Raw genomic sequence first — 20,075 nt, 5'->3', positions numbered from 1 at the left:
CGGCGTGCTCGTGCTCGCGGCGACGCCGATCGGACAGGTCGGCGACGCGCCGCCGCGGCTGGCCCACGAGCTGGCGACGGCCGACGTGGTCGCGGCCGAGGACACCCGCCGGCTCAAGCGCCTGACCACCGACCTCGGCGTGACGATCACGGGCCGCGTCGTGTCGTACTTCGAGGGCAACGAGTCGGCGCGCACGCCGATGCTCCTCGACAGCCTCCTCGCCGGCGAGCGGGTGCTGCTGGTCACCGACGCCGGGATGCCCAGCGTCTCCGACCCCGGCTACCGCCTCGTCGTCGCCGCGGTCGAGCACGACGTGCGGGTGACCGCCGTGCCCGGCCCGTCCGCGGTGCTCACCGCGCTCGCGGTGTCGGGACTGCCGGTGGACCGGTTCTGCTTCGAGGGCTTCCTGCCCCGCAAGGCCGGCGAGCGGAAGCGCCGGCTCGCGGACCTGGCCGACGAGCGCCGCACGATGGTGTTCTTCGAGGCGCCGCACCGCACCGAGGCGGCGCTGGCCGCGATGGCCCAGGCGCTCGGCGACGACCGCGCGGCCGCGGTCTGCCGCGAGCTGACCAAGACCCACGAGGAGGTACGGCGTGGTCCGCTGGCCGAGCTCGTGGCCTGGGCGGCCGAGGGCGTGCGCGGCGAGGTCACCATCGTCGTGGCGGGCGCCGGGCCGGCCGCCGCGATCGCCAACGACCCGGCCAGCCTGCGGGCCGCGGTCGCCGCGCTGGAGGCCGACGGCACCAGCCGCAAGGAGGCGATCGTCGAGGTCGCCCGCCGGGCCGGCGTACCGAAGCGCGAGGTGTACAACCTGGTTCACGGCGGGGGCCACGGGGCACAGGAGCGACCATGACCGGACGGATCACCCAGTACGAGCACGACGGGCTCACCTTCGACGTCCGCGACGAGGGCCCGCTCGACGGCGTGCCGGTCGTGCTGCTGCACGGCTTCCCCGAGCGCAGCACCACGTGGCGGTCGGTGGCGCCGATCCTCCACGAGGCGGGGATGCGCACCTATGCGCCCGACCAGCGCGGCTACTCGCCGGGTGCCCGTCCCGGGCGACGCCGTGACTACCGGATGGACAACCTCACCGGCGACGTCCTCGCGCTGGTCGACGAGATCGGCACGACCGTGCACCTGGTCGGCCACGACTGGGGTGCGGTCGTCGGGTGGATGGTCGCCGCGCAGCGCCCCGACCTGCTGCGCAGCTGGACCGCGATCTCGGTGCCGCACCCGATGGCCTACCTCAAGGCCGGGGTCACCTCCAGCCAGGGCCTGAAGTCCTGGTACATCGGCCTCTTCCAGGTGCCGCGCCTCGCCGAGCTCACCGCCCGCCGGCGCAACGGCTTCTTCGAGCGCAGCCTGCGCCACGCCGGCATGACCGCGGACGAGGTCGAGCGGTTCCGAGCCGAGATCGTCGAGGACGGCGCGCTGCCGCACGCGCTCGGCTGGTACCGCGCGATCGCACTCGGCGACCCCCGCCAGAGCCGGCGCCGGGTCGCGGTGCCGACCACGTTCGTGTGGAGCGACGGCGATGTCGCGGTCGCCCGCAAGGGCGCCGAGGAGACCGGTCGCTGGGTCGACGCGGCGTACGAGCTGGTCGTGCTCGAGGGAGTCAGCCACTGGATCCCCACGCATGCCCCCGACGAGTGCGCGGCCGCGATCCTCGCGCGCGTCCAGGTCGCCGAGGCGACCCGGTGACCGGGCGCCCCCCGGCCCCCGAGCCGCTGCCGCACCCGGTCGTCGACAACCACTGCCACCTCGACGTCGTGCGCGACGACGACGCCCTGCCCGTGGCGGAGGCGATCGCGGCCGCCGCCGCGGTCGGCGTGACCCGGATCGTCCAGATCGGCTGCGACCTGCCGTCGGCCCGGTGGGCGGTCGAGGCGGCCACGACGTACGACGCCCTGGTCGCCGGCGTCGCGCTGCACCCCAACGACGCCCCGCGGCTGCCCGACCTCGACGCCGCGATGGCCGAGATCGAGCGGCTGGCCGGGGCCCACGACAAGGTGCGGGCGGTGGGGGAGACCGGGCTGGACTTCTTCCGCACCGGCGAGGACGGGCGGGCCGTGCAGGTCGAGGCGTTCCGCCGGCACATCGACCTCGCCAAGCGGCTCGACAAGACCCTGGTGATCCACGACCGCGACGCCCACGACGCGGTCCTCGACGTGATCGACGAGGAGGGTGCGCCGGAGCGCTGGGTGATGCACTGCTTCTCCGGCGATGCGGAGTTCGCCCGGCGGTGCCTGGACCGTGGTGCCCACCTGTCGTTCGCCGGCACGGTGACGTTCAAGAACGCGCAGCCGCTGCGCGACGCGCTCGCGATCACCCCGCTCGACCGGGTGCTGGTCGAGACGGACGCGCCGTACCTGACGCCGACGCCGTACCGGGGCCGCACCAACGCCTCCTACCTCGTCCCGCTGACGATGCGGGCGATGGCGGAGGTCCGCGGCGCGGGCCTCGGCGAGCTGTGCGCGGCGGTCGAGACGAACACCGACGTCGCGTTCGGTGGCGCCTGGTAGCCGGACCGTCGGCGATTCGCCGTTCTCGCAGGTCAGAGGCGGTTTCGGGCCTCTCGTGGCGTCCCGAGTGGCCCAATTTGCCGTCGAGATCCTGCTCACGATCCACAGAATCCGGCCCTCTCGGTTTGCATTTCTGGCAGGTTGGCTGTTCGTCTGGACCACGAGAAGGCCGGGATCGGGACGCAACACCTGACCAGTGCGTGTGGGGAACACACGTCGGGACGCACTGGCCCCCGAGGCCCGGGACGTACGACGTTCGGAGAATCGTGCCCATCGATGAGCACAGCAATCAGCAGCAAGAGCCCAGCAAGAGCCTGCTGAGCCGAGCCAGCAGGAGCCGCCCCCTGATGGTCGCCCTCGCGGCGGTCGTCGTCCTCGCGGTCGCGGGGAGCACCTGGGGCTACAGCGCACTCAGCAAGACCGTGACCCTCTCGGTCGACGGCAAGTCCCAGGAGGTCACCGCCTTCGGCGGCACCGTCGGGGACGTGCTCGAGTCCGAGGGCATCGAGGTGTCCGCGCGCGACGTCGTCGCGCCGAGCCTCGACGAGGCCATCGACGACGGCAGCAAGATCTCGGTGCGCTACGCCCGTCCGTTCGAGCTGAACGTCGACGGCGACGCCCACACCTACTGGGTCACCTCGACGACGGTCGCCCAGGCGCTCGACGAGATCGGCCGGGTGTACGCCGGTGCCGAGCTGTCCGCCAGCCGAGGCGGTGCGATCGACCGCGGGGGTATGAGCCTCGCGGTAGTCACGCCGAAGACGCTGAAGGTCAAGCTCGGACAGCACAAGATGGTCACCCGGACGGTCACCGCGCTCACCGTCGAGGACGCCCTCGACGAGCTCGGGGTCAGCCTCGGCAAGCACGACGAGACCAAGCCCGCGCCGGAGCACGTGCTCCACGACGGCGACAAGCTCGTCTTCACCGACGTCCGCGTCGTCACCAAGCACGTGGACGGCGAGGCCGTCGACTTCGGCACCGTCGAGCAGCAGGACGGCTCGATGTACGAGGGCGAGACCGACGTGGTCCGCGCCGGCAAGCCGGGTCTGCGGGACGTGACCTACCGGATCGTCTTCCGCAACGGCGAGCTCGCCGTGCGCAAGGTGGTCAGCCAGGACGTGCTGCGCCAGCCCGTCGACGAGATCGTCAAGGTCGGCACCAAGGCGCGGCCCGTCGCGACCAACTTCGCGTCCGGCAACAGCGTGTGGGACCGGCTCGCCCAGTGCGAGTCCGGCGGCAACTGGGCGATCAACACCGGCAATGGCTACTACGGCGGCCTGCAGTTCAACCTCGGCACCTGGCAGTCGTACGGCGGCTCCGGTCTGCCGAGCAACGCCAGCCGGGAGACCCAGATCGCCATCGCCACCAAGGTGCGCAACGCATCCGGCGGCTACGGCGCCTGGCCGGGCTGCGCGCGCGCCCTCGGGCTGCCCACATAAGGGTGGTGCAACCAGCGCTGACTACGCTGGCGCACATGTCTGACACCTCCGCCGGTCCGAGGCTCCTCGGACCGGCGGACGTGCGTGCGCTGGCCGCCGAGCTCGATCTGCGACCCACCAAGCAGCGCGGCCAGAACTTCGTCATCGACGCCAACACCGTCCGCCGCATCGTCCGCGAGTCCGGCGTCACCGCCGCGGACGTCGTCGTCGAGGTCGGTCCCGGACTCGGCTCGCTGACGCTCGCGCTGCTCGAGGTCGCCGGTCGCGTGGTCGCGATCGAGGTCGACCCGGCGCTCGCCGGACGGCTCCCCGAGACCATCGCGACGTACGCCCCGGGCCAGGCCGACCGCTTCGAGGTGGTGCTCGCCGACGCGATGCGCATCGAGGCCGTGCCGGGACCGCCGCCGACCGCCCTGGTCGCGAACCTGCCCTACAACGTCTCGGTGCCCGTGCTGCTGCACCTGCTGATGCTGCTGCCCTCGCTCGAGCGCGGTCTGGTGATGGTGCAGGCCGAGGTCGCCGACCGGCTGGCGGCGCCTCCCGGCTCCAAGGTGTACGGCGTCCCCTCGGTGAAGGCCGCCTGGTTCGCGGACGTGCGCCGTGCGGGCGCGATCGGCCGCAACGTGTTCTGGCCGGCGCCCAACGTCGACTCCGGGCTGGTCGCCTGGACCCGGCGCGAGCCCCCCGAGACGACCGCGACCCGCGAGCAGGTGTTCGCGGTCGTCGACGCGGCGTTCGCCCACCGGCGCAAGGTGCTGCGCGGCGTGCTCCGCTCGCTCGCCCCGGCCGAGGACGTCGACGCGGCGCTCGAGCGCGCCGGCGTCGACCCGCTCGCCCGCGGGGAGTCGCTGCGCGTGGAGGACTTCGCCAGGATCGCGGAAGGGCTGCCGTGGAGGTGACCGTGCGCGCGCCCGCGAAGATCAACCTGCACCTCGGGGTCGGCGCCCCCCGCGAGGACGGCTATCACCCGCTGGTCACCGTCTACCAGGCCGTCGGGCTCTACGACGACCTCACCGCCCGCCAGGCCGCCGACTGGAGCCTCGGCGTCAACCTGCCCGACTGGATGGACGACGACGCCGTCCCGCTCGCCGGCGACAACATCGTCGACCGGGCCGCCGACCTGCTCGCCGCCCACCACGGGGTCGAGCGCACCGGCGAGGTCCACATCGCGAAGGCGATCCCGGTCGCCGGCGGCATGGCCGGCGGGTCCGCCGACGCCGCGGCCGCGCTGGTCGCGCTGGACCGGCTCTGGGGCCTGGGCACCACCGACGACGACCTGCTCGGCCTGGCCGCCCAGCTCGGCAGCGACGTGCCGTTCGCGCTGCTCGGCGGCACCGCGCTCGGGGTCGGGCGCGGCGAGCTCGTCACGCCCGTCGACGACCGCGGCACCTGGTGGTGGGTGGTCGTGCCGTCCGACACCGGGTTGCCGACCCCCGAGGTCTACCGCCACTTCGACAAGATGTTCTCCGACGCGCCGTCGCAGCCGGTGCCGGCCGACGCCCTGCTCGAGGCGATCGCCACCGGGGACACCTGGGCGCTCGCGGACGCGCTGCACAACGACCTCGAGGCGGCCGCGATCGACCTGCGGCCCGAGCTCGGCAGGCTGATCGAGCGCGGCGAGGAGGCCGGCGCCCTGCGCGGCCTCGTCTCCGGCTCCGGCCCGACGTGCGTGTTCCTCTGCGGCTCGGCCGACCACGCCCGCTCGCTGGCCGCCGACCTGTCGGGCGCCGGCCACCCGGTCGTGCTCGCCGCCAACGGCCCCGTCGCGGGCGCCCACCTGGTGTCGTATGCCTAGCCCCGCGGCCAACCTGGTCAACCTCGAGCGGGTCTCCAAGTCGTACGGCGTGCGCCCGCTGCTCACCGAGGTCTCGCTCGGCATCGGCGCCGGCGAGCGGATCGGCATCGTCGGCCGCAACGGCGACGGCAAGACCACGCTGCTCGAGGTGATGACCGGCATCGAGGAGCCCGACGCGGGCCGGGTCTCGCGGCAGCGCGGGCTGGAGATCGGCTACCTCCACCAGGGCGACGAGCTGTCGGACGAGCACACGGTGCGCGAGGCCGTGCTCGGCGGCCGCTCCGACCACGAGTGGGCCGCCGACTCCCGGATGCGCGAGGTCGTCGAGGTGCTGCTGGCCGGGGTCACCCTCGACCGGGCCGTGTCCGGGCTCTCGGGCGGGGAGCGGCGCCGCTGCTCGCTGGCCGAGCTGCTGCTCGGCGACCACGACCTGATCGTGCTCGACGAGCCCACCAACCACCTGGACGTCGAGGCGGTCGCGTGGCTGGCTCAGCACCTGGTCCGGCGTACCTCCGCGCTCGTCGTGGTCACCCACGACCGCTGGTTCCTCGACGCGGTCTGCCAGTACACCTGGGAGGTGCACGACGGGGTCGTCGATGCCTACGAGGGCGGGTACGCCGCGTTCGTGCTCGCCAAGGCGGAGCGGTCCCGGCAGGCGTCCGCCTCCGAGATGCGCCGCCAGAACCTCGCCCGCAAGGAGCTGGCCTGGCTGCGCCGCGGCCCGCCGGCGCGGACCTCGAAGCCGAAGTTCCGCATCGACGCCGCCAACGCGCTGATCGAGGACGTGCCGCCGCCGCGTGACCGGCTCGAGCTGCAGAAGTTCGCGACCCAGCGGCTCGGCAAGGACGTCATCGACCTCGAGGACGTCGACCTCCGGCGTGGGATTCCGGGGGAGGGTGAGCGGACCCTGCTCACCCGCGCCACCTGGCGGCTGGGCCCGGGCGACCGGGTCGGCATCGTCGGCGTCAACGGCGCGGGCAAGAGCTCGGTGCTCAACCTCGTCTCGGGCGCGCTCACGGCCAACGCCGGCAAGGTCAGGCGCGGCCGGACCGTCGCGCTGCGGCACCTGACCCAGCAGCTCGACGACCTCGACGAGGACGGCCGGGTGCTGCCGATGGTCGAGTCGTACCGCCGGGTCACCAAGACGACCGACGGTGGCGAGATCACCGCAAGCTCGATGCTGGAGAGGTTCGGGTTCACCGGCGACAAGCTGACGGCGCGGATCGGGGACCTCTCCGGTGGCGAGCGGCGCCGGTTCCAGCTGCTGCTCCTGCTGCTCGAGGAGCCCAACGTGCTGCTGCTCGACGAGCCCACCAACGACCTCGACATCGAGACCCTCAACGTCCTCGAGGACTTCCTCGACGGCTGGCCCGGCACCTTGATCGTGGTCTCGCACGACCGCTACTTCCTCGAGCGGGTCACCGACTCGGTGTGGGCGCTGCTCGGTGACGGGCAGATCTCGATGCTGCCCCGCGGCGTCGACGAGTACCTCGAGCGCCGCGCCGAGGCGCTGCACCTCGAGGGCCTCGCCTCGGCGGCCGAGTCGGCGCCGGAGTCCGGCGTACCGTCCTCGGGGTCGTCGGGGTCGTCGGGGTCGTCGGGGAAGGCGCGGCCCGGCAGTGCCGAGGAGCGCGCGGCGCGCAAGGCGGTGGCTCGGATCGACAAGCGGCTCGCGCGGATCGCCGAGCTCGAGACCGAGCTCAACGCGCAGGTCCTCGAGCACGCCCAGGACTACGAGCGGCTCGCCGAGCTCAGCGCCCAGCTGCACGCGCTGGCCGCGGAGAAGGACGAGCTCGAGCTCGAGTGGCTCGAGGCCGCCGAGGTGCTGGAGTAGCGCTCGGCCCGCTCCGGCCGCTCAGTCGGCGAACGGCGCCGACAGCGCGCGCAGCAGCCCGGCCAGCCGGGTGCGGTCGCGCTCGGGCAGCGCCGAGAGGAACGTCCGCTCGGCTGCCAGCAGCGCCTCGAACGCCTCGTCGACCGCGGCGCGGCCCTCGGGGGTCAGGCGCACCAGCACGCCGCGGCGGTCGTGCGGGTCGGGCAGCCGCTCCACCAGGCCACGGGCCGTGAGCCGGTCGACCCGGTTGGTCATCGTGCCGCTGGTCACGAGCGTCTCGCGCAGCAGGCGGCCGGGGGAGAGCTCGTACGGCGCGCCCGCGCGGCGCAGCGCGGCCAGCACGTCGAACTCCCACGGCTCCACGCGGGCCGCGGTGAACGCGTCCCGCCGGGCCCGGTCGAGCTGGCGCGAGAGCCGGCTGATCCGGCTGAAGACCTCGACCGGGCCGAGGTCGAGGTCGGGCCGCTCACGCGCCCAGGCCTCGACCAGAGCGTCGACCTCGTCCCGCATGGAACGAGCGTAGCGGATCCCGTCGAGAATCTTGACATCGAGAGATCCTCGTGGCCAAGATGTCTTGACATCGAGAGAATGGAGTCTCGGCATGGCACACACGTGGGACCCGGCTCGCTACCTCGCCTACGCCGACGAGCGAGGCCGACCGTTCGTCGACCTCCTCGCCCGGATCCCTGCCGCGGCGCCGGACACGGTCGTCGACCTCGGCTGCGGCCCCGGCAACCTCACCGCGCTGCTCGCCGAGCGCTGGCCGGACGCCGAGGTCCTCGGCGTCGACTCCAGCCCGGAGATGGTCGCGGCCGCGCGGGCGGCTGCGCCCGGTCTGTCCTTCGCGGTGGGGGACCTGCGCGACTGGGTCCCCGACCAGCCGGTGGACGTGCTGGTCTCCAACGCCATGCTCCAGTGGGTGCCCGACCACCTCTCGCTGCTCTCGCGCCTGGTCGCGTCCATCGCACCCGGTGGCTGGCTGGCCTTCCAGGTGCCGGGGAACAACGGCTCGCCGAGCCACACGATCCGCGACGAGCTGGCCGCGGAGGCGCCGTACGCCGAGCACGTCCGTGACGTCGCCGTCCCGAGCAGCCACGACCCGGCGACCTACCTGGACGCGCTCGCCGGCCTCGGCTGCACGGTCGACGCCTGGGAGACGACGTACCTCCACGTGCTCACCGGCGACGACCCGGTGCTCACCTGGGTCTCCGGCACCGGGGCTAGACCGACCCTGCAGGCGCTGCCCCACGACCTGCGGCCGTCGTTCGAGGCGGAGTTCCGGCGCCGGCTGGCGGCGGCGTACCCACCGCGGCCGTACGGCGTGGTGCTGCCGTTCCGCCGGGTGTTCGTCGTGGCCCAGGTAGGGACGCAGGTGCCCGCATGAGGCACCACCACGTGCAGGTCGCCTGCCCACGCGGAGGCGAGGACGAGGCTCGCCGCTTCTACCGCGACGGTCTCGGGATGACCGAGGTCGACAAGCCCGCCGCGCTCGCCGGGCGGGGCGGTTGCTGGTTCCGTGCCGGGACCGCCGAGATCCACGTCGGCGTCGAGGAGCCCTTCGCGCCGGCCCGCAAGGCACATCCGGCGCTGGTCGTCGACGACCTCGAGGCGGTGGCGGGACGCCTGGTCGCGCTCGGCTTCGACGTCGACTGGTCGGAGCGCCACACGTTCCCGGGCTTCGAGCGCTTCCACACCGCCGACGCGCACGGCAACCGGGTCGAGCTGCTCGCCTGAGGCGGCCCGGTCAACCGCGGGGGCCGGCCGCGCGTGTCACAGGTAGGACGCGAGGAGGTGCCCGATGAGCACGCGCCGGCGGTGGTGGATGGCCCTGATGGTGGTCCCGCTGGTGGTGGCCGCCTGCGGGTCGCCGAGCGACCGGGACGGCGGCGCCGCTCGTGACGCCCCGCCGAACCCGACGACGCCCCCGACGAGCACGACAGCCGACGTCGAGTCGATGCCGGACCTCGTCGGGCTGAGCTCGGCCGACGCCGGCCGACGCCTGGGGGAGCTCGGGCTCGGCTCCGAGTGGCGCACCGTGATGGTGCGCTGCGAGGACCGCCCGGGCACGGTCGTCCGCCAGTCGCCCGCGCCCGGCGCCGCGTTCACCGGCGACACCCAGGTGCGACTGGGCATCGGGGCCCTTGACCTCGAGGGGTTCCGCGGACCGTGCGAGCCTGCCGACGGAGACCTCGGGCCGGTGACGGGTCCGGATGCGGCGCTCGCGCGCGAGTTCTACCGGTTCGCCGCCGACCCCTCGCTCGGCGCGCCCTTCGTCGACGGGGACGTGTGGACCGGCATCGAGGACGGGCTGGCCGCGACCACGGTGAGTGCGGCGCAGCGGGCCGACCTCGACGCCTGGCTCCTGACTGGCGAGTACGCCGAGCAGGGCGGGCCGTTCTCGGCCCTCGACGTCCTGGCGGGCAGCGGCGGTTACTACGAGCTGCACCAGGGCATCGTCGGCACCTGCCCGGCCGGCGACGACGACCCGCCGCCCGACCTGGCCGGCCTGCGGGCGATCAGCCTGACCGTCCCGGAGGACTCGATCGACTCCTGCCTGCAGTGGTGGGGCGTGACCCTGTTCCTCGAGGGCGACCAGATCCAGGGCGTCGCGCTGCGGATCGGCTCACCCTAAGCCGTCAGAACTCCCGACTCGACCGTCAGGACTCCCGACTCAACCGTCAGAACTCCCGACTCGACGGGGCTGGCCCCAGATCTCGCGAGCCAGGGGGGCGACGGCGGCGGCCTGGGCCCGACCGGCACGGGCCGACGCGGCGCGCCGGGCGGGGTCGAGGACGTTCTTGCCGATCGCCGCGACCGAGGCGGCGTCCGGCGACACGACGAGGTGCGGGACCGACCCGAGCAGTTGGCCGGCGGTGCGCATCGGACCGACCGCACGGTCGACCGGGGTGAAGGCGAGGACCCGGTCGCAGTCGGCGGCCAGGTCGGCGTTCGACCCCGACCGGGCGCCGCCGTCGACGTAGCGCCGCCCGTCGACCGGCACCGGCGGGTAGACGCCGGGGACGGCGCAGCTGGCGGCGACCGCCTCGACCAGCGAGATGCCGTCGCTGCCGTCGAAGACCCGGAGCGCGCCGGTTTCGACGTCCACGGCCGTCACCTGCAGCCGGCCGCCCGGCCCCCACTCCTGGATCGGCAGCCGCTCGCGGATCGCGTCGAAGCGGGCCTCGACACTCGGCAGCCTCCCGGCCGCGGCGCGGCGGGCCGACCACTGGCCGACGTACCGGCCGAAAGCCTCGAGGTCGCCGCGGGCACGGACCAGCGTGCGGGCGAACCCGAGCAGCACGACCGGGCTGATCCGGACCAGCGGCGCCGGCTTCGGGGTGGAGACCTGGTGGTCGTAGAGGTCGCTCAGCGAGATCCCGGTCGTGATCTGGGCGCCGACCACGGACCCCGCGGAGGTGCCGACCACCACGTCCGCGTCTGTGACGTCGACGCCGAGGTCCTGGAGCCCGAGCAGCAGCCCGGTCTCCCAGGCGATCCCGGTGACCCCGCCACCGCCCAGCACCAACCCTCGTCGCATGGGCGGACCCTACTGGGCGAGCTCGAGGCTGCCGAGGTCGCGGATCGCCGCGCAGGAGCGCGCGATCATGGCCGCGAACATCCGGTCGCCGCGCTCGGTGCGGGTGCCGTAGGCGCAGCCGAAGACCGAGACCAGCGGGCCCTGGAGCATCGCGAACACGTAGTCGTCCCAGCACTGCTCGGCGGGATAGTCGGCGACGCCGTGGGCGACGAGCGCGTCGTGGTACGCCGCGACCAGGTCGTGCTCGTGCGCCCGCCGGTCGGTGGGGTCCAGGCTGGTGCCGAGGAAGTACGACACGTCCCGCGCCGGGAGCCCGAGGCTGAGCGTCTGCCAGTCGACCGCGGCCACCCCGGAGCCCGAGGGCGGGAACATCAGGTTGTCGAGCCGGTAGTCGCCGTGCACCAGGCCGAAGCGCTCGGGCCGGCCGAGCAGCCACCCCTCGAGCACCGACTCGCAGGCGCGCAGGGTGGCGGCGTCCTCGGGACTGATCAGGTCGCCGAGACCGTCGAGGAACAGCTCGGTCGTCGGGCCGTACATCTGCAGCAGCAGGGCGACCTCGTCGGGCCCGTTGCGACCGAGCGTGTCCACCGCGACCAGCGCCGGGTCGCACCAGCGCGGCCCGTGCAGGCCGGCCAGGTTGACCACCGCGTCCCGCGCCTGCTCGACGGTGCAGCCGGCGATCTGGTCGCCCTGCTCGGCCGGGGCGAGGTCCTCCATCACCAGCACGAAGTCGCCGGAGTCGTCCGCGGCCCACGCGTGGTGGCAGTGGGGCACCCGGATCGCGACCGTGGGCGCGACCTCCTGGTAGAACCGCACCTCGCCGCGATAGGCCCCGGCCATCATGTCGCGGGTGCCCGGATCCGGGGGTGGCAGCTTGACCAGCACGCTGGTGGGTACGTCGGGGCCCTCGAGCCGGACCCGGTAGCAGGTGCCGATCTGCCCGGTGCCGACCGGCTCGACCTCGACCGCGGTGACCTCGGTGCCGAGCATCTCGGTGAGGCGACCAGGCGTCAGGTCCTCGGCGTTCACGCCGCGCGTCCCGGGTTGGCGGGCAGCCCGGCCAGGCGCTCGGTGGGCCGGATCTGGCGCCAGGCCTCGAGCACCGGCGCGAGCTCGGCGGGTGTCGCGCCGTGCAGGATCACGCTGTCGGCGCCGGCGTCGAGCTGGTCCTGGATGCGTGCGGCGCAGGTCGCCGCGGTGCCGGTCGCGGACGCGGCCAGCCACTCGGCCGGGAGCACGTCGTCGCGCAGGTGGGTGAGCTCGTCGACGGTGCCGACCGCGTCGAAGGCGCCGGGGTAGCCCTGCACGAGGTCGTCGGCGCGGAACCGCTCGAGCGCGGCCAGGTCCCAGCCGTTCGCACGGACCAGCACCTCGCCGTACCCCTGCAGGTACGTCGCCAGGCGTCCGACCAGCTTGCGCAGCCGGGCCTCCTCGCCGAGGGACTCCTCGACGGTGGCGAGCACCGCCCAGACTCGCACCGACGCCGGGTCGCGCCCCGCCTGCTCCGCCGCCCGTCGGATGGTGGCGACCGACCTGGCCAGCGTCTCGTCGCTGAGGAAAGTGTGGAGGACGACGCCGTCGGCGACGCGGCCGGCGAGCTCGAGCGTGCGGCCCCCGATCGCCATCATCAGCACGGGGATGTCCTCGTCGAAGCCGCTGTCCTGGGAGAGGTAGGGGTAGCTGCCGGCCGGCCCCTCGTGGCCGGCGACCGCCTGCCCGTGCCACAGCGACCGGTAGATCCCGATCGCGTCCTCCATCTGGGCGCCGGTGACCCGGGGGACCCCCATCACGTCGAAGAGCAGGTCGAAGCCGCGACCGAGACCGAAGGCGTAGCGGCCGCCGGTGAGCCGGTGCATGGTCGTCGCGAACGTCGCGGTGACCAGCGGGTGGCGGGTGTTGTGGTTGGTGGCCGCGGTGGCGATCCCGATGGTCTCGCTCACCGCGCCGGCGGCCCCCGCGAGCACGGCGGCGTCCTTGACGTTGAACCGCTCGGACAGGAACACCGACCCGAGGCCGAGCCGCTCGGCCAGGCGGACCTCGTCGAGCAGGTTGCGCGGGGAGGAGGTGTGGCCGGCGAGGCCGTAGCACCCGAGCTCGGGGTAGAACGTGTTCTCGTCCATGGTGGCGGACGGTAGCAGCAGAGTTGACGCATGTCAGGCGTCCGGGCCGACGTACGTGGCGCCGACGACGCCGGCCACGAGGGCGAGCGCGCCGACCAGCAGTGAGCGAGCGATCCGTCCGAGCATCGCGTGGTCCTTGTCCCGAGCTCCCGAGGGTGCCGACCACGCTAGATGCCGATTCTGCCCGCCGCGAACGGTCATCCAGGCCTCGCCGAACCTGGTTACCGACCGGTAATGTCAGCCCGCATGAGCCAGGTCCTCACCATGTGGCGGAAGACGAGCGCGGTCCCCGTCGTGGGCAGCCGGGTGTTCTCGGTGCTGTTCGCGCAGAAGGCGCCGTACTTCGCCTCGATCCGCCCACGCTTCCTGACCATCGAGCCCAACCGCGCCGAGCTGCTGATCCCCAAGCGGCGCCGGGTGCACAACCACCTCGGCACCGTGCACGCGATCGCGCTGTGCAACGGGCTCGAGGCCGCGATGGGCGCGCTCGCCGAGGCGACGATCCCCGCCGACAGGCGGTGGATCCCCAAGGGGATGGAGGTCAGCTACACCGCCAAGGCCACCAGCGACATCGTCTGCATCGCCGAGACCGACCCCGAGCAGTGGACCGGGACCGACCCGGATCTCCCCGTCCGCGTGCGAGGCGTCCGCGCCGACGGCACCGTGGTGATCGAGGGCGTGATCCGGCTCTGGGTCACCCCGCGGGCGTGAGGAAGATCGGGTTGGTCAACGCGACCATCTTGTCGGCTCGGCGCACCTCCGCCCGGACGAACGAGGTGCCTCCGGGGACGGCTGCATCCAGCACGATCACCCCGTCGGGGTCCGCGGCCGAGGCACCGTAGGTGGCGGCGCCCGGGCCGAGCAGTCTCGCCGTGCATCCCGCGACCCCGGTCGCCTTCAGGTGTACGGCGACCGTCTGGCCGATGTCGCTGGGGACGCGGTCGCCGCACTCGCCGGTGACGTCGCCGAGGGCCGCGGTGAAGTCCAGGCCGACCGCGAAGGACTCGGCGATCCAGGAGTGCCCGGCGCGGTAGCCCGCGATGATCGCCTCTGTCGAGAGTGCCTCGGCCCGCACCACCGTCTGCGCGAGGCCGATCTGCTGGGCCTGCTTGTGGGTGTCGGAGTTGCCGACGGCGGGCTTGAAGACCCCGGCCGTCAGCAGGGCGTGCCACTTGCGGAGCGTGGCGGCATCGAAGCCGTCCCAGGGGCCGTTCCACACCTCGACCGCGTCCATCTCGGCGAACTGCGGGTCGAAGTCCCACCGGATCGAGGGCACCGGGATGTCCGGGTGCGCGGCGATCGAGAGCCCACCGAGGTCGCGCACCTGCTTCGTGAACCCGGCGAGCCGCCCGTCCTCGGGGCGGTAGCGCCAGTCGATCCAGGTGCCGGCCGGCAGCCCGGTCGCCAGCCAGTGCCCGGCTCGGGTGGTGACCTCCTCCCCGCAGATCACCAGGAAGTCCTCGGGGACGTACCGGCCGAACGTCAGCTGGGCGGTGCTGGTGTTGTGCTCCGCGGTGCCGATGAAGTCCAGGCCGGCGGATTGCGCGTACCTGATCACGTCCGGCCGGGTCTGCGACCCGTCGGAGTGCACGGTGTGCACGTGCAGGTCGCCGCGGTACCACCCCTGCCCGGTGCCGGGGACGGAGGTCGGCGCGGGCTCCGCCTCGAAGGCCGCACCCCGGGGGCCGAAGTGCAGGGTCACCGTGACCTCGTAGTCGACGCGGGACACGATCTGGTACGGCCCGAGCGCGATCCTCCAGCGGCCCGGCGTGATCGGCCCGGGCAGGTATCCAGGGGTGGCCCACGTGCGGCTGATCCGGAACGACGAGCGCGCCCCGCCGGACCAACCGCGGAACCCGGCCGCGTTGCCGACCCCGATGCCCGAGGAGTCGAAGATGCCGATGTCGACGACGTTCGAGCTGAACCCCACCCCCGAGTCGATCGGCGGCGGGTAGGAGTAGGAGACCTGGATCTGGCGCACGCCGCGCGGCACCCGGAACGGCAGGTAGCGCCAGTCCTCCCGGTCGGCGGGGGAGAAGCGGCCCTTGAACGTCTTGGTGACCGCCGAGCCCGCGGCTGCGGGCTCGAACGTCGCCAGCGCGGCGGTGGTGGCGACACCCGCGCCGGCCAGCAGCATCCCGCGGCGGTCGAGGTGGCGGTGGAGAGGTCGGTCGCTCATGATGCGGACAGGATGTCTCAGCGTGGGGCGCGGCGTACAGCGAATCCGGTGATCGTGGCGGCGAGCAGTACGCCGCCGGCGACGAGGACGGGCCAGGCCACGAGGTCGCCGTGCTCGCGGTAGCCGCGCAACGCGCGGTGAGACTGGTAGGAGCGGACGGAGCCGTTGCTCTCCCGGGACAGTGCCGAGGCCGAGCTCTGGAACGACAGCAGCGACGCGGCGGACATCATCGAGCCGATCGAGCCGGCCGACATCACCGAGCCGACGGAGCCGAACGAGGCGACCGACCCGATGCTGCCGACCGAGAGCACGGACCCGTCGGACCACAGCGACAGGATCGAGCCCCGGGAGCCGTAGGACCACATGTTCCGCAGCGTAGCCCTGGATTCACGCGCCGGATGCCCGCCGGTCACGGACGGGGTCGAGGCTCCGGATGTCCGGGTCGGGGGTCTCGGATCGGCACATCGTCTGCAACCTCGGAAGGTTCCAACGTGACACCTCAACACCTCGCCAAGGCCGGCCTCGCCGGCGCGCTCGTCGCCGGCGGCCTGGCCGCCCTCTCCCTGGCGCCCGCGCACGCACACGGCGGTGACTCCACCGTCACCGACGTCCCGAGCGCCAACCCGCGCTCGGGGATCCAGGGCAACGTCCTCACCCCGTCGGCGACGCAGACCTCGCTCGCCTGGGGAGCGCTGCCCCTCGTCAACCCCGACACCGCCAACGGCGTCACCCACTACGGCTACAACACCCAGGCCGGCGGCCCGCTCACCCAGGCGCCCGACGAGGCCTACAAGACCGAGCCGGACAAGAACGTCTACCTCACCTTCGGTGGCAAGCACTACCTCTACCAGGGCCACGAGGGCGGCCCGCGCGGCTACGTCACCCGGATCGACCTCGACGAGACCGACCCGGCCAAGCGCGTCACGCTGATCTCCGACACCGACGCCGACGGCAACGCGTACCCCACGATCGACGGCATCACCTGGGACCCGTTCACCCACCAGCTCCTGCTGACCGCGGAGGCCAAGGCCCCCAAGGGCGGGGTCTTCGGCGTCTCGCTCGACGCGAACGGCGACGCGGTCGACGGCCACGCGGTCCGCCTCGACGCGCTCGGGTCGGGCGGCTACGAGGGTGTCCAGAACGACCAGGACGGCAACGTCTGGCTCGTCGAGGACATCGGCGGCGCGTCGGCCAGCGGCGGCAAGGCGCCGAACAGCTACGTCTACCGCTTCGTGCCCACCGACAAGACCGACCTCACCGCCGGCGGCTCGCTCCAGGCGCTCCAGATCCTGCGCACGGACGGCAGCCCGGTGACCGCGGAGCAGCTCCAGTCCAACCCGTCGGACTCCTTCATCACCCAGCTGCACACCTACGGGACGACGTTCAAGACGAAGTGGGTGACCGTCCACACCGGTGCGCCCGTGGCGTTCGACGCGACCGCGGCCGCCAAGTCGGCGAGCGCCACGCCCCTGAAGCGGCCGGAGAACGGCGTGTTCCGTCCGGGCACCGGGTTCCGCGAGTTCTACTTCACCGAGACCGGTGACACCTCGACCAACAGCACCCTGCCGGGTGCGTACGGCGGGGTCTTCCGGGTCACCCAGTCCGGGCCGAGCGCCGGCACCGGCACGATCTCGATCGCGGCCGTCGGCGACGAGGCACACGCCGGCTTCGACAACATCGCGTTCCTCACCAAGGACGACCTGCTGGTCGTCGAGGACGCCGGTGACGGGCTCCACGAGCAGCGCAACGCGCTGGACTCCGGCTACCTCTACCACCTCGGCGACCGCCGGTCGCACGGCAAGGCCCAGGGCAAGGACCGGGCGCCCCGGCCCGTGCGGTGGCTCGCCGAGGGCCGCGACGCGTCGGCGACGTACGACGCCTCCGCCGGTCTGTCCTACAACGACGGCGACAACGAGATCACCGGGATCCACGTGTCCGACGGCGACCCGACGACCGCGGGCCTGCTCGGGGCCAAGGTGCCCAACCCGTTCGCTGCGTCCTGGCGGACGTTCTGGACCCAGCAGCACGGTGACAACGTCACGTGGGAGGTGCACTGGCGCCACTGAGCGCCAGCATCGGCTCCCCTCGGCCCGTCCGGACGCAGTCCGGGCGGGCCGAGGGCGTGGACCCGCGCCGGTCAGACGGCGCGGCCGCCGTCCATGTTGCCGACCCTGCTGGTGTCCACGGGGTTGCGCTCACCGACGTAGCGGCGCTGGAGCCAGGTCGCCAGGGCCGTGAGGAGCAGGTTGCAGGTGATGTAGAGTGCGGCCAGCACGATCGCGGTCGGGACCTGGTTGAAGAACTCCAGGTAGATCTGCTTGCCCACCGCGGTCAGACCGGGAGCGACGATGTAGTAGCCGAGGCTGGTGTCCTTGAGGGCCACCACGCACTGGCTGACGATCGACGGAAGCATGATGCGGACCGCCTGCGGGAGCTGGATGGTCGTCATGACCTGGCCCTTGCGCAGTCCCAACGCGTACGCGGCCTCGACCTGGCCGTGGGGGACGGCGTTGACGCCGGCACGGAAGACCTCGGCGAGCACCGCGCCGTTGTAGACCGTGAGGGCGACCACCACGCACCAGAACTTCGAGAGCGGGCCGTCGCCGACGCTGAGCAGGTAGAAGACGAAGACCATCAGCAGCAGCACCGGCACCGCGCGGAAGAACTCGACGACCAGCCACGCCGGCGACCGGATCCACCAGTGCTCGGACAGCTTCGCGGTGCCGAAGACCACGCCGAAGACCACCGCGAAGACGATCGCGAAGAAGGCCATCTCCAAGGTCTTCAGCAACCCGTCGAGCAGGATCACCCGGACGTAGTCGGGGGTGAGGAACACCTCCCACTGCGCGTACGCGAGCTGGCCGGCGGAGTTGAGCTTCCACAGGACCAGGACGGCGAGGCCGACGAGGGCCAGTGCGGTCACCCCGGCGTAGATGCGGTGCCGTCGGACGGTCCGCGGGCCCGGGGCGTCGTAGAGGACGGTGGCGCTCATGCGACCCGCCAGCGGCGCTCGAGCGCGTAGGAGGAGAACGTGAGGACCTCCACGAGCACGATGTAGCCGACCGCGAACAGCAGGAAGATCTGGATCCGCTGGTCGGCGTGGTCGTTGTTCATCGACTTCATCTGCGCGGTCGCCTCCGCGATCCCGAAGGCAGCCGCGACGGAGGTGTTCTTCAGCAGCGCCACCAGGACACTGGTCAACGGCGGCACCACGGCGCGCACCGCCTGCGGCAGCACCACCTCCTGCATCGTCTGGGTGAAGGTGAGGCCGATGGAGCGAGCCGCCTCGGCCTGGCCCAGCGGCACCGCGTTGATCCCGGACCGGACGGCCTCGCACACGAACGCCGAGGTGTAGAGCGTGAGCGCCACGCACGCCCGGAAGAAGTAGCCGGACACGTGGTGGCCACCGACGTCGACGTTCTCGATGAACGTGAAGCTGTAGCCGATCTTCGGCAGGGCCACGGCCACGAAGATGAACACGACCAGCAGCGGGGTGTTGCGGAAGACGCCGACGTAGGCCGCCGACGCCTTCCGCATCACCGCGACCGGGCCGACCCGCAGCGCGGCGAGGAAGGTCCCCCAGACGAGCGAGCCGAGGCCGGCGACTAGGAACAGGCCACAGGTCAGCCCGAACGCCTTGGCGTACTCACCGAAGTCGGAGAACACCGCCTCCATGGGGGTCCACCACCACCTTCGCTCGGGTCGGGGGCTCAGGCCCGGGTCAGTCCTGACAGGGGTCGAGCGTGGGCTGCTCGGGCGCGTCCACGCCCGACTTGCCGAGCGTGGCGTCGAACGCGTCCTCCCAGGTGCCGTCCTCGAAGGACTGGGTCAACGTGTCGTTGATCCACTCGCACATCTCCGGGTGGTCCTTGGAGTAGCCGACCCCGTAGCGCTCCTCGGAGAACGGGTCGCCGACCACCTTGAGCTCGTCGGGGTGCTGCGCGGCGTAGCCGAGCAGGATCGCGCCGTCGGTGGTCATCGCGTCGACCGTCCCGTCCAGGACCTGGTCGACGCACTCGGAGTAGGTGTCGAACCCGCGCGGTTTCGCGCCCTTGGCCTTGACGTTGTCCAGCGACGTGGAGCCGGTCACCGAGCAGACCTCCTGGCCCTTGATGTCGTCGACGCTCTCGATATCGCTGTCGGAGCGGACCAGGATCTGCTGGCCGGTCACGTAGTAGGGGCCGGCCTGCCCGACGACCTTGCGGCGCTCGTCCGTGATCGAGTACGACGCGATCACGAGGTCGACCTCCCCAGACTGGAGGAACGGCTCGCGGTTGTCCGAGATCGTCTCGGTCCACGTGATGTCGCCGGGCTCGATGCCGAGCGACGCGGCGAGGATCTTGCCCATCTCCGGGTCGAAGCCCTGGGGTTCGTCGTCCGCGGCGCCCTTGAACCCGATCCCCGGCTGGTCGAACTTCACACCGATCTTGATCGCACCCGCCTCGGCGAGCTCCTTCATCCGGGTGCCGTCGTCGAACTGGTCCGCCGCGTTCTCCGCGACGTCGACGTCGGCACCCTTGCCGCTGTCGTCGCCCGCGCTGCCGCAGGCTGCGAGCGTCGAGCCGAGCGCGCTGGCGAGCACGACGGCCGCAGCCGCCGCCTTGGTCCGTCTGATGAGTCGCATCCTTCTGCTCCCTTGCCGAGTGGT

Annotated in this window: 21 protein-coding genes; 12 read left to right on the top strand and 9 right to left on the bottom strand. The window is 72.6% G+C overall.

Annotation, left to right across the window (positions count from 1 at the left end):
- The first annotated feature begins 4 nt into the window (after positions 1–4).
- The 7 genes from rsmI to QQZ14_RS19555 all read left to right on the top strand — a co-directional run bounded on the left by rsmI (position 5) and on the right by QQZ14_RS19555 (position 7,590).
- Positions 5–853 carry a 16S rRNA (cytidine(1402)-2'-O)-methyltransferase gene (gene rsmI, locus QQZ14_RS19585; RefSeq protein ID WP_446740509.1) on the top strand — a complete coding sequence of 283 codons (849 nt, stop codon included), beginning with the start codon at positions 5–7 and terminating at the stop codon, positions 851–853.
- The gene (locus QQZ14_RS19580) at positions 850–1,701 is read left to right on the top strand and encodes an alpha/beta fold hydrolase (RefSeq protein ID WP_284536092.1); all 852 of its coding nucleotides are present in this window, start codon (positions 850–852) and stop codon (positions 1,699–1,701) included. The genes rsmI and QQZ14_RS19580 overlap by 4 nt, the downstream gene beginning before the upstream one ends.
- Positions 1,698–2,522: a TatD family hydrolase gene (locus QQZ14_RS19575; protein WP_284536091.1), complete on the top strand. Its 825-nt coding sequence runs from the start codon at positions 1,698–1,700 to the stop codon at positions 2,520–2,522. The genes QQZ14_RS19580 and QQZ14_RS19575 overlap by 4 nt, the downstream gene beginning before the upstream one ends.
- Before the next feature lie 347 nt (positions 2,523–2,869).
- Positions 2,870–3,961, top strand: coding sequence for a resuscitation-promoting factor (locus QQZ14_RS19570; protein WP_284536090.1), 1,092 nt, complete (start codon positions 2,870–2,872; stop codon positions 3,959–3,961).
- A gap of 35 nt (positions 3,962–3,996) precedes the next feature.
- Positions 3,997–4,860, top strand: coding sequence for a 16S rRNA (adenine(1518)-N(6)/adenine(1519)-N(6))-dimethyltransferase RsmA (rsmA, locus tag QQZ14_RS19565; protein ID WP_284536089.1), 864 nt, complete (start codon positions 3,997–3,999; stop codon positions 4,858–4,860).
- A 2-nt stretch (positions 4,861–4,862) separates the two neighbouring features.
- Entirely contained in the window at positions 4,863–5,756 is an 894-nt protein-coding gene (locus tag QQZ14_RS19560) for a 4-(cytidine 5'-diphospho)-2-C-methyl-D-erythritol kinase (protein WP_284536088.1), read from the top strand.
- Positions 5,749–7,590, top strand: coding sequence for an ABC-F family ATP-binding cassette domain-containing protein (locus QQZ14_RS19555; RefSeq protein WP_284536087.1), 1,842 nt, complete (start codon positions 5,749–5,751; stop codon positions 7,588–7,590). Before QQZ14_RS19560 ends, QQZ14_RS19555 begins: the two co-directional genes overlap by 8 nt.
- Before the next feature lie 21 nt (positions 7,591–7,611).
- Here the strand turns inward: QQZ14_RS19555 and QQZ14_RS19550 are convergent, their stop codons facing one another.
- Entirely contained in the window at positions 7,612–8,100 is a 489-nt protein-coding gene (locus QQZ14_RS19550; protein WP_284536086.1) for a MarR family winged helix-turn-helix transcriptional regulator, read from the bottom strand.
- 91 nt (positions 8,101–8,191) lie between these two features.
- Here QQZ14_RS19550 and QQZ14_RS19545 point away from each other — a divergent pair, with 91 nt between their 5' ends.
- The 3 genes from QQZ14_RS19545 to QQZ14_RS19535 all read left to right on the top strand — a co-directional run bounded on the left by QQZ14_RS19545 (position 8,192) and on the right by QQZ14_RS19535 (position 10,222).
- On the top strand, positions 8,192–8,974 hold the full coding sequence (locus QQZ14_RS19545) for a trans-aconitate 2-methyltransferase (protein ID WP_284536085.1): 783 nt from the start codon (positions 8,192–8,194) through the stop codon (positions 8,972–8,974).
- Positions 8,971–9,324: a VOC family protein gene (locus QQZ14_RS19540; protein ID WP_284536084.1), complete on the top strand. Its 354-nt coding sequence runs from the start codon at positions 8,971–8,973 to the stop codon at positions 9,322–9,324. Before QQZ14_RS19545 ends, QQZ14_RS19540 begins: the two co-directional genes overlap by 4 nt.
- 64 nt (positions 9,325–9,388) lie before the next feature.
- The gene (locus QQZ14_RS19535; RefSeq protein ID WP_284536083.1) at positions 9,389–10,222 is read left to right on the top strand and encodes a PASTA domain-containing protein; all 834 of its coding nucleotides are present in this window, start codon (positions 9,389–9,391) and stop codon (positions 10,220–10,222) included.
- 39 nt (positions 10,223–10,261) lie between these two features.
- On the opposite strand, the gene QQZ14_RS19530 is transcribed toward QQZ14_RS19535, so the two are convergent.
- From QQZ14_RS19530 to QQZ14_RS19520, 3 genes are read right to left on the bottom strand one after another with little or no spacing between them, the layout of a single operon-like run.
- Complete coding sequence (locus tag QQZ14_RS19530) at positions 10,262–11,128, bottom strand: patatin-like phospholipase family protein (protein ID WP_284536082.1); 867 nt, start codon at positions 11,126–11,128, stop codon at positions 10,262–10,264.
- Positions 11,129–11,137: 9 nt separating this feature from the next.
- Positions 11,138–12,157: a phosphotransferase family protein gene (locus QQZ14_RS19525; protein ID WP_284536081.1), complete on the bottom strand. Its 1,020-nt coding sequence runs from the start codon at positions 12,155–12,157 to the stop codon at positions 11,138–11,140.
- Positions 12,154–13,248, bottom strand: coding sequence for a TIGR03857 family LLM class F420-dependent oxidoreductase (locus QQZ14_RS19520; protein ID WP_284536080.1), 1,095 nt, complete (start codon positions 13,246–13,248; stop codon positions 12,154–12,156). The genes QQZ14_RS19525 and QQZ14_RS19520 overlap by 4 nt, the downstream gene beginning before the upstream one ends.
- A gap of 246 nt (positions 13,249–13,494) precedes the next feature.
- Here QQZ14_RS19520 and QQZ14_RS19515 point away from each other — a divergent pair, with 246 nt between their 5' ends.
- Complete coding sequence (locus QQZ14_RS19515; protein ID WP_284536079.1) at positions 13,495–13,959, top strand: hotdog fold domain-containing protein; 465 nt, start codon at positions 13,495–13,497, stop codon at positions 13,957–13,959.
- On the opposite strand, the gene QQZ14_RS19510 is transcribed toward QQZ14_RS19515, so the two are convergent.
- Both QQZ14_RS19510 and QQZ14_RS19505 read right to left on the bottom strand, forming a co-directional pair.
- Positions 13,943–15,427: a CehA/McbA family metallohydrolase gene (locus QQZ14_RS19510; RefSeq protein WP_284536078.1), complete on the bottom strand. Its 1,485-nt coding sequence runs from the start codon at positions 15,425–15,427 to the stop codon at positions 13,943–13,945. The two genes, QQZ14_RS19515 and QQZ14_RS19510, sit on opposite strands and share 17 nt — an antisense overlap.
- A gap of 17 nt (positions 15,428–15,444) precedes the next feature.
- Positions 15,445–15,792: a hypothetical protein gene (locus QQZ14_RS19505; protein WP_284536077.1), complete on the bottom strand. Its 348-nt coding sequence runs from the start codon at positions 15,790–15,792 to the stop codon at positions 15,445–15,447.
- A gap of 126 nt (positions 15,793–15,918) precedes the next feature.
- On the opposite strand from QQZ14_RS19505, the gene QQZ14_RS19500 reads away from it, so the two are divergent.
- Positions 15,919–17,493 carry an alkaline phosphatase PhoX gene (locus QQZ14_RS19500; protein WP_284536076.1) on the top strand — a complete coding sequence of 525 codons (1,575 nt, stop codon included), beginning with the start codon at positions 15,919–15,921 and terminating at the stop codon, positions 17,491–17,493.
- Positions 17,494–17,564: 71 nt separating this feature from the next.
- Here the strand turns inward: QQZ14_RS19500 and QQZ14_RS19495 are convergent, their stop codons facing one another.
- From QQZ14_RS19495 to QQZ14_RS19485, 3 genes are read right to left on the bottom strand one after another with little or no spacing between them, the layout of a single operon-like run.
- The gene (locus QQZ14_RS19495; RefSeq protein ID WP_284536075.1) at positions 17,565–18,419 is read right to left on the bottom strand and encodes an amino acid ABC transporter permease; all 855 of its coding nucleotides are present in this window, start codon (positions 18,417–18,419) and stop codon (positions 17,565–17,567) included.
- Complete coding sequence (locus QQZ14_RS19490) at positions 18,416–19,102, bottom strand: amino acid ABC transporter permease (protein WP_284536074.1); 687 nt, start codon at positions 19,100–19,102, stop codon at positions 18,416–18,418. Before QQZ14_RS19490 ends, QQZ14_RS19495 begins: the two co-directional genes overlap by 4 nt.
- A 46-nt stretch (positions 19,103–19,148) precedes the next feature.
- Positions 19,149–20,051, bottom strand: a complete 903-nt coding sequence (locus tag QQZ14_RS19485) for a glutamate ABC transporter substrate-binding protein (protein ID WP_284536073.1) — start codon at positions 20,049–20,051, stop codon at positions 19,149–19,151.
- Positions 20,052–20,075: the final 24 nt, after the last annotated feature.

The organism is Nocardioides sp. T2.26MG-1, assembly GCF_950101795.1.
Classification (GTDB): Bacteria; Actinomycetota; Actinomycetes; order Propionibacteriales; family Nocardioidaceae; genus Nocardioides.
The sequence above is the reverse complement of the archived record's forward strand: the minus strand, read 5'-3'. Positions and strand labels throughout refer to the sequence as shown.

Bases quoted from the DNA above. Each gene is read 5' to 3' on its own strand.
- QQZ14_RS19535 (WP_284536083.1), top strand. From the start codon at position 9,389: ATGAGCACGCGCCGGCGGTGGTGGATGGCCCTGATGGTGGTCCCGCTG.
- QQZ14_RS19545 (WP_284536085.1), top strand. From the start codon at position 8,192: ATGGCACACACGTGGGACCCGGCTCGCTACCTCGCCTACGCCGACGAG.
- QQZ14_RS19580 (WP_284536092.1), top strand. From the start codon at position 850: ATGACCGGACGGATCACCCAGTACGAGCACGACGGGCTCACCTTCGAC.
- QQZ14_RS19510 (WP_284536078.1), bottom strand. From the start codon at position 15,427: ATGAGCGACCGACCTCTCCACCGCCACCTCGACCGCCGCGGGATGCTG.
- QQZ14_RS19490 (WP_284536074.1), bottom strand. From the start codon at position 19,102: ATGGAGGCGGTGTTCTCCGACTTCGGTGAGTACGCCAAGGCGTTCGGG.
- QQZ14_RS19530 (WP_284536082.1), bottom strand. From the start codon at position 11,128: ATGCGACGAGGGTTGGTGCTGGGCGGTGGCGGGGTCACCGGGATCGCC.
- QQZ14_RS19485 (WP_284536073.1), bottom strand. From the start codon at position 20,051: ATGCGACTCATCAGACGGACCAAGGCGGCGGCTGCGGCCGTCGTGCTC.
- QQZ14_RS19515 (WP_284536079.1), top strand. From the start codon at position 13,495: ATGAGCCAGGTCCTCACCATGTGGCGGAAGACGAGCGCGGTCCCCGTC.
- QQZ14_RS19540 (WP_284536084.1), top strand. From the start codon at position 8,971: ATGAGGCACCACCACGTGCAGGTCGCCTGCCCACGCGGAGGCGAGGAC.
- QQZ14_RS19505 (WP_284536077.1), bottom strand. From the start codon at position 15,792: ATGTGGTCCTACGGCTCCCGGGGCTCGATCCTGTCGCTGTGGTCCGAC.
- QQZ14_RS19520 (WP_284536080.1), bottom strand. From the start codon at position 13,248: ATGGACGAGAACACGTTCTACCCCGAGCTCGGGTGCTACGGCCTCGCC.
- QQZ14_RS19555 (WP_284536087.1), top strand. From the start codon at position 5,749: ATGCCTAGCCCCGCGGCCAACCTGGTCAACCTCGAGCGGGTCTCCAAG.
- QQZ14_RS19495 (WP_284536075.1), bottom strand. From the start codon at position 18,419: ATGAGCGCCACCGTCCTCTACGACGCCCCGGGCCCGCGGACCGTCCGA.
- QQZ14_RS19570 (WP_284536090.1), top strand. From the start codon at position 2,870: ATGGTCGCCCTCGCGGCGGTCGTCGTCCTCGCGGTCGCGGGGAGCACC.
- rsmA (WP_284536089.1), top strand. From the start codon at position 3,997: ATGTCTGACACCTCCGCCGGTCCGAGGCTCCTCGGACCGGCGGACGTG.
- QQZ14_RS19550 (WP_284536086.1), bottom strand. From the start codon at position 8,100: ATGCGGGACGAGGTCGACGCTCTGGTCGAGGCCTGGGCGCGTGAGCGG.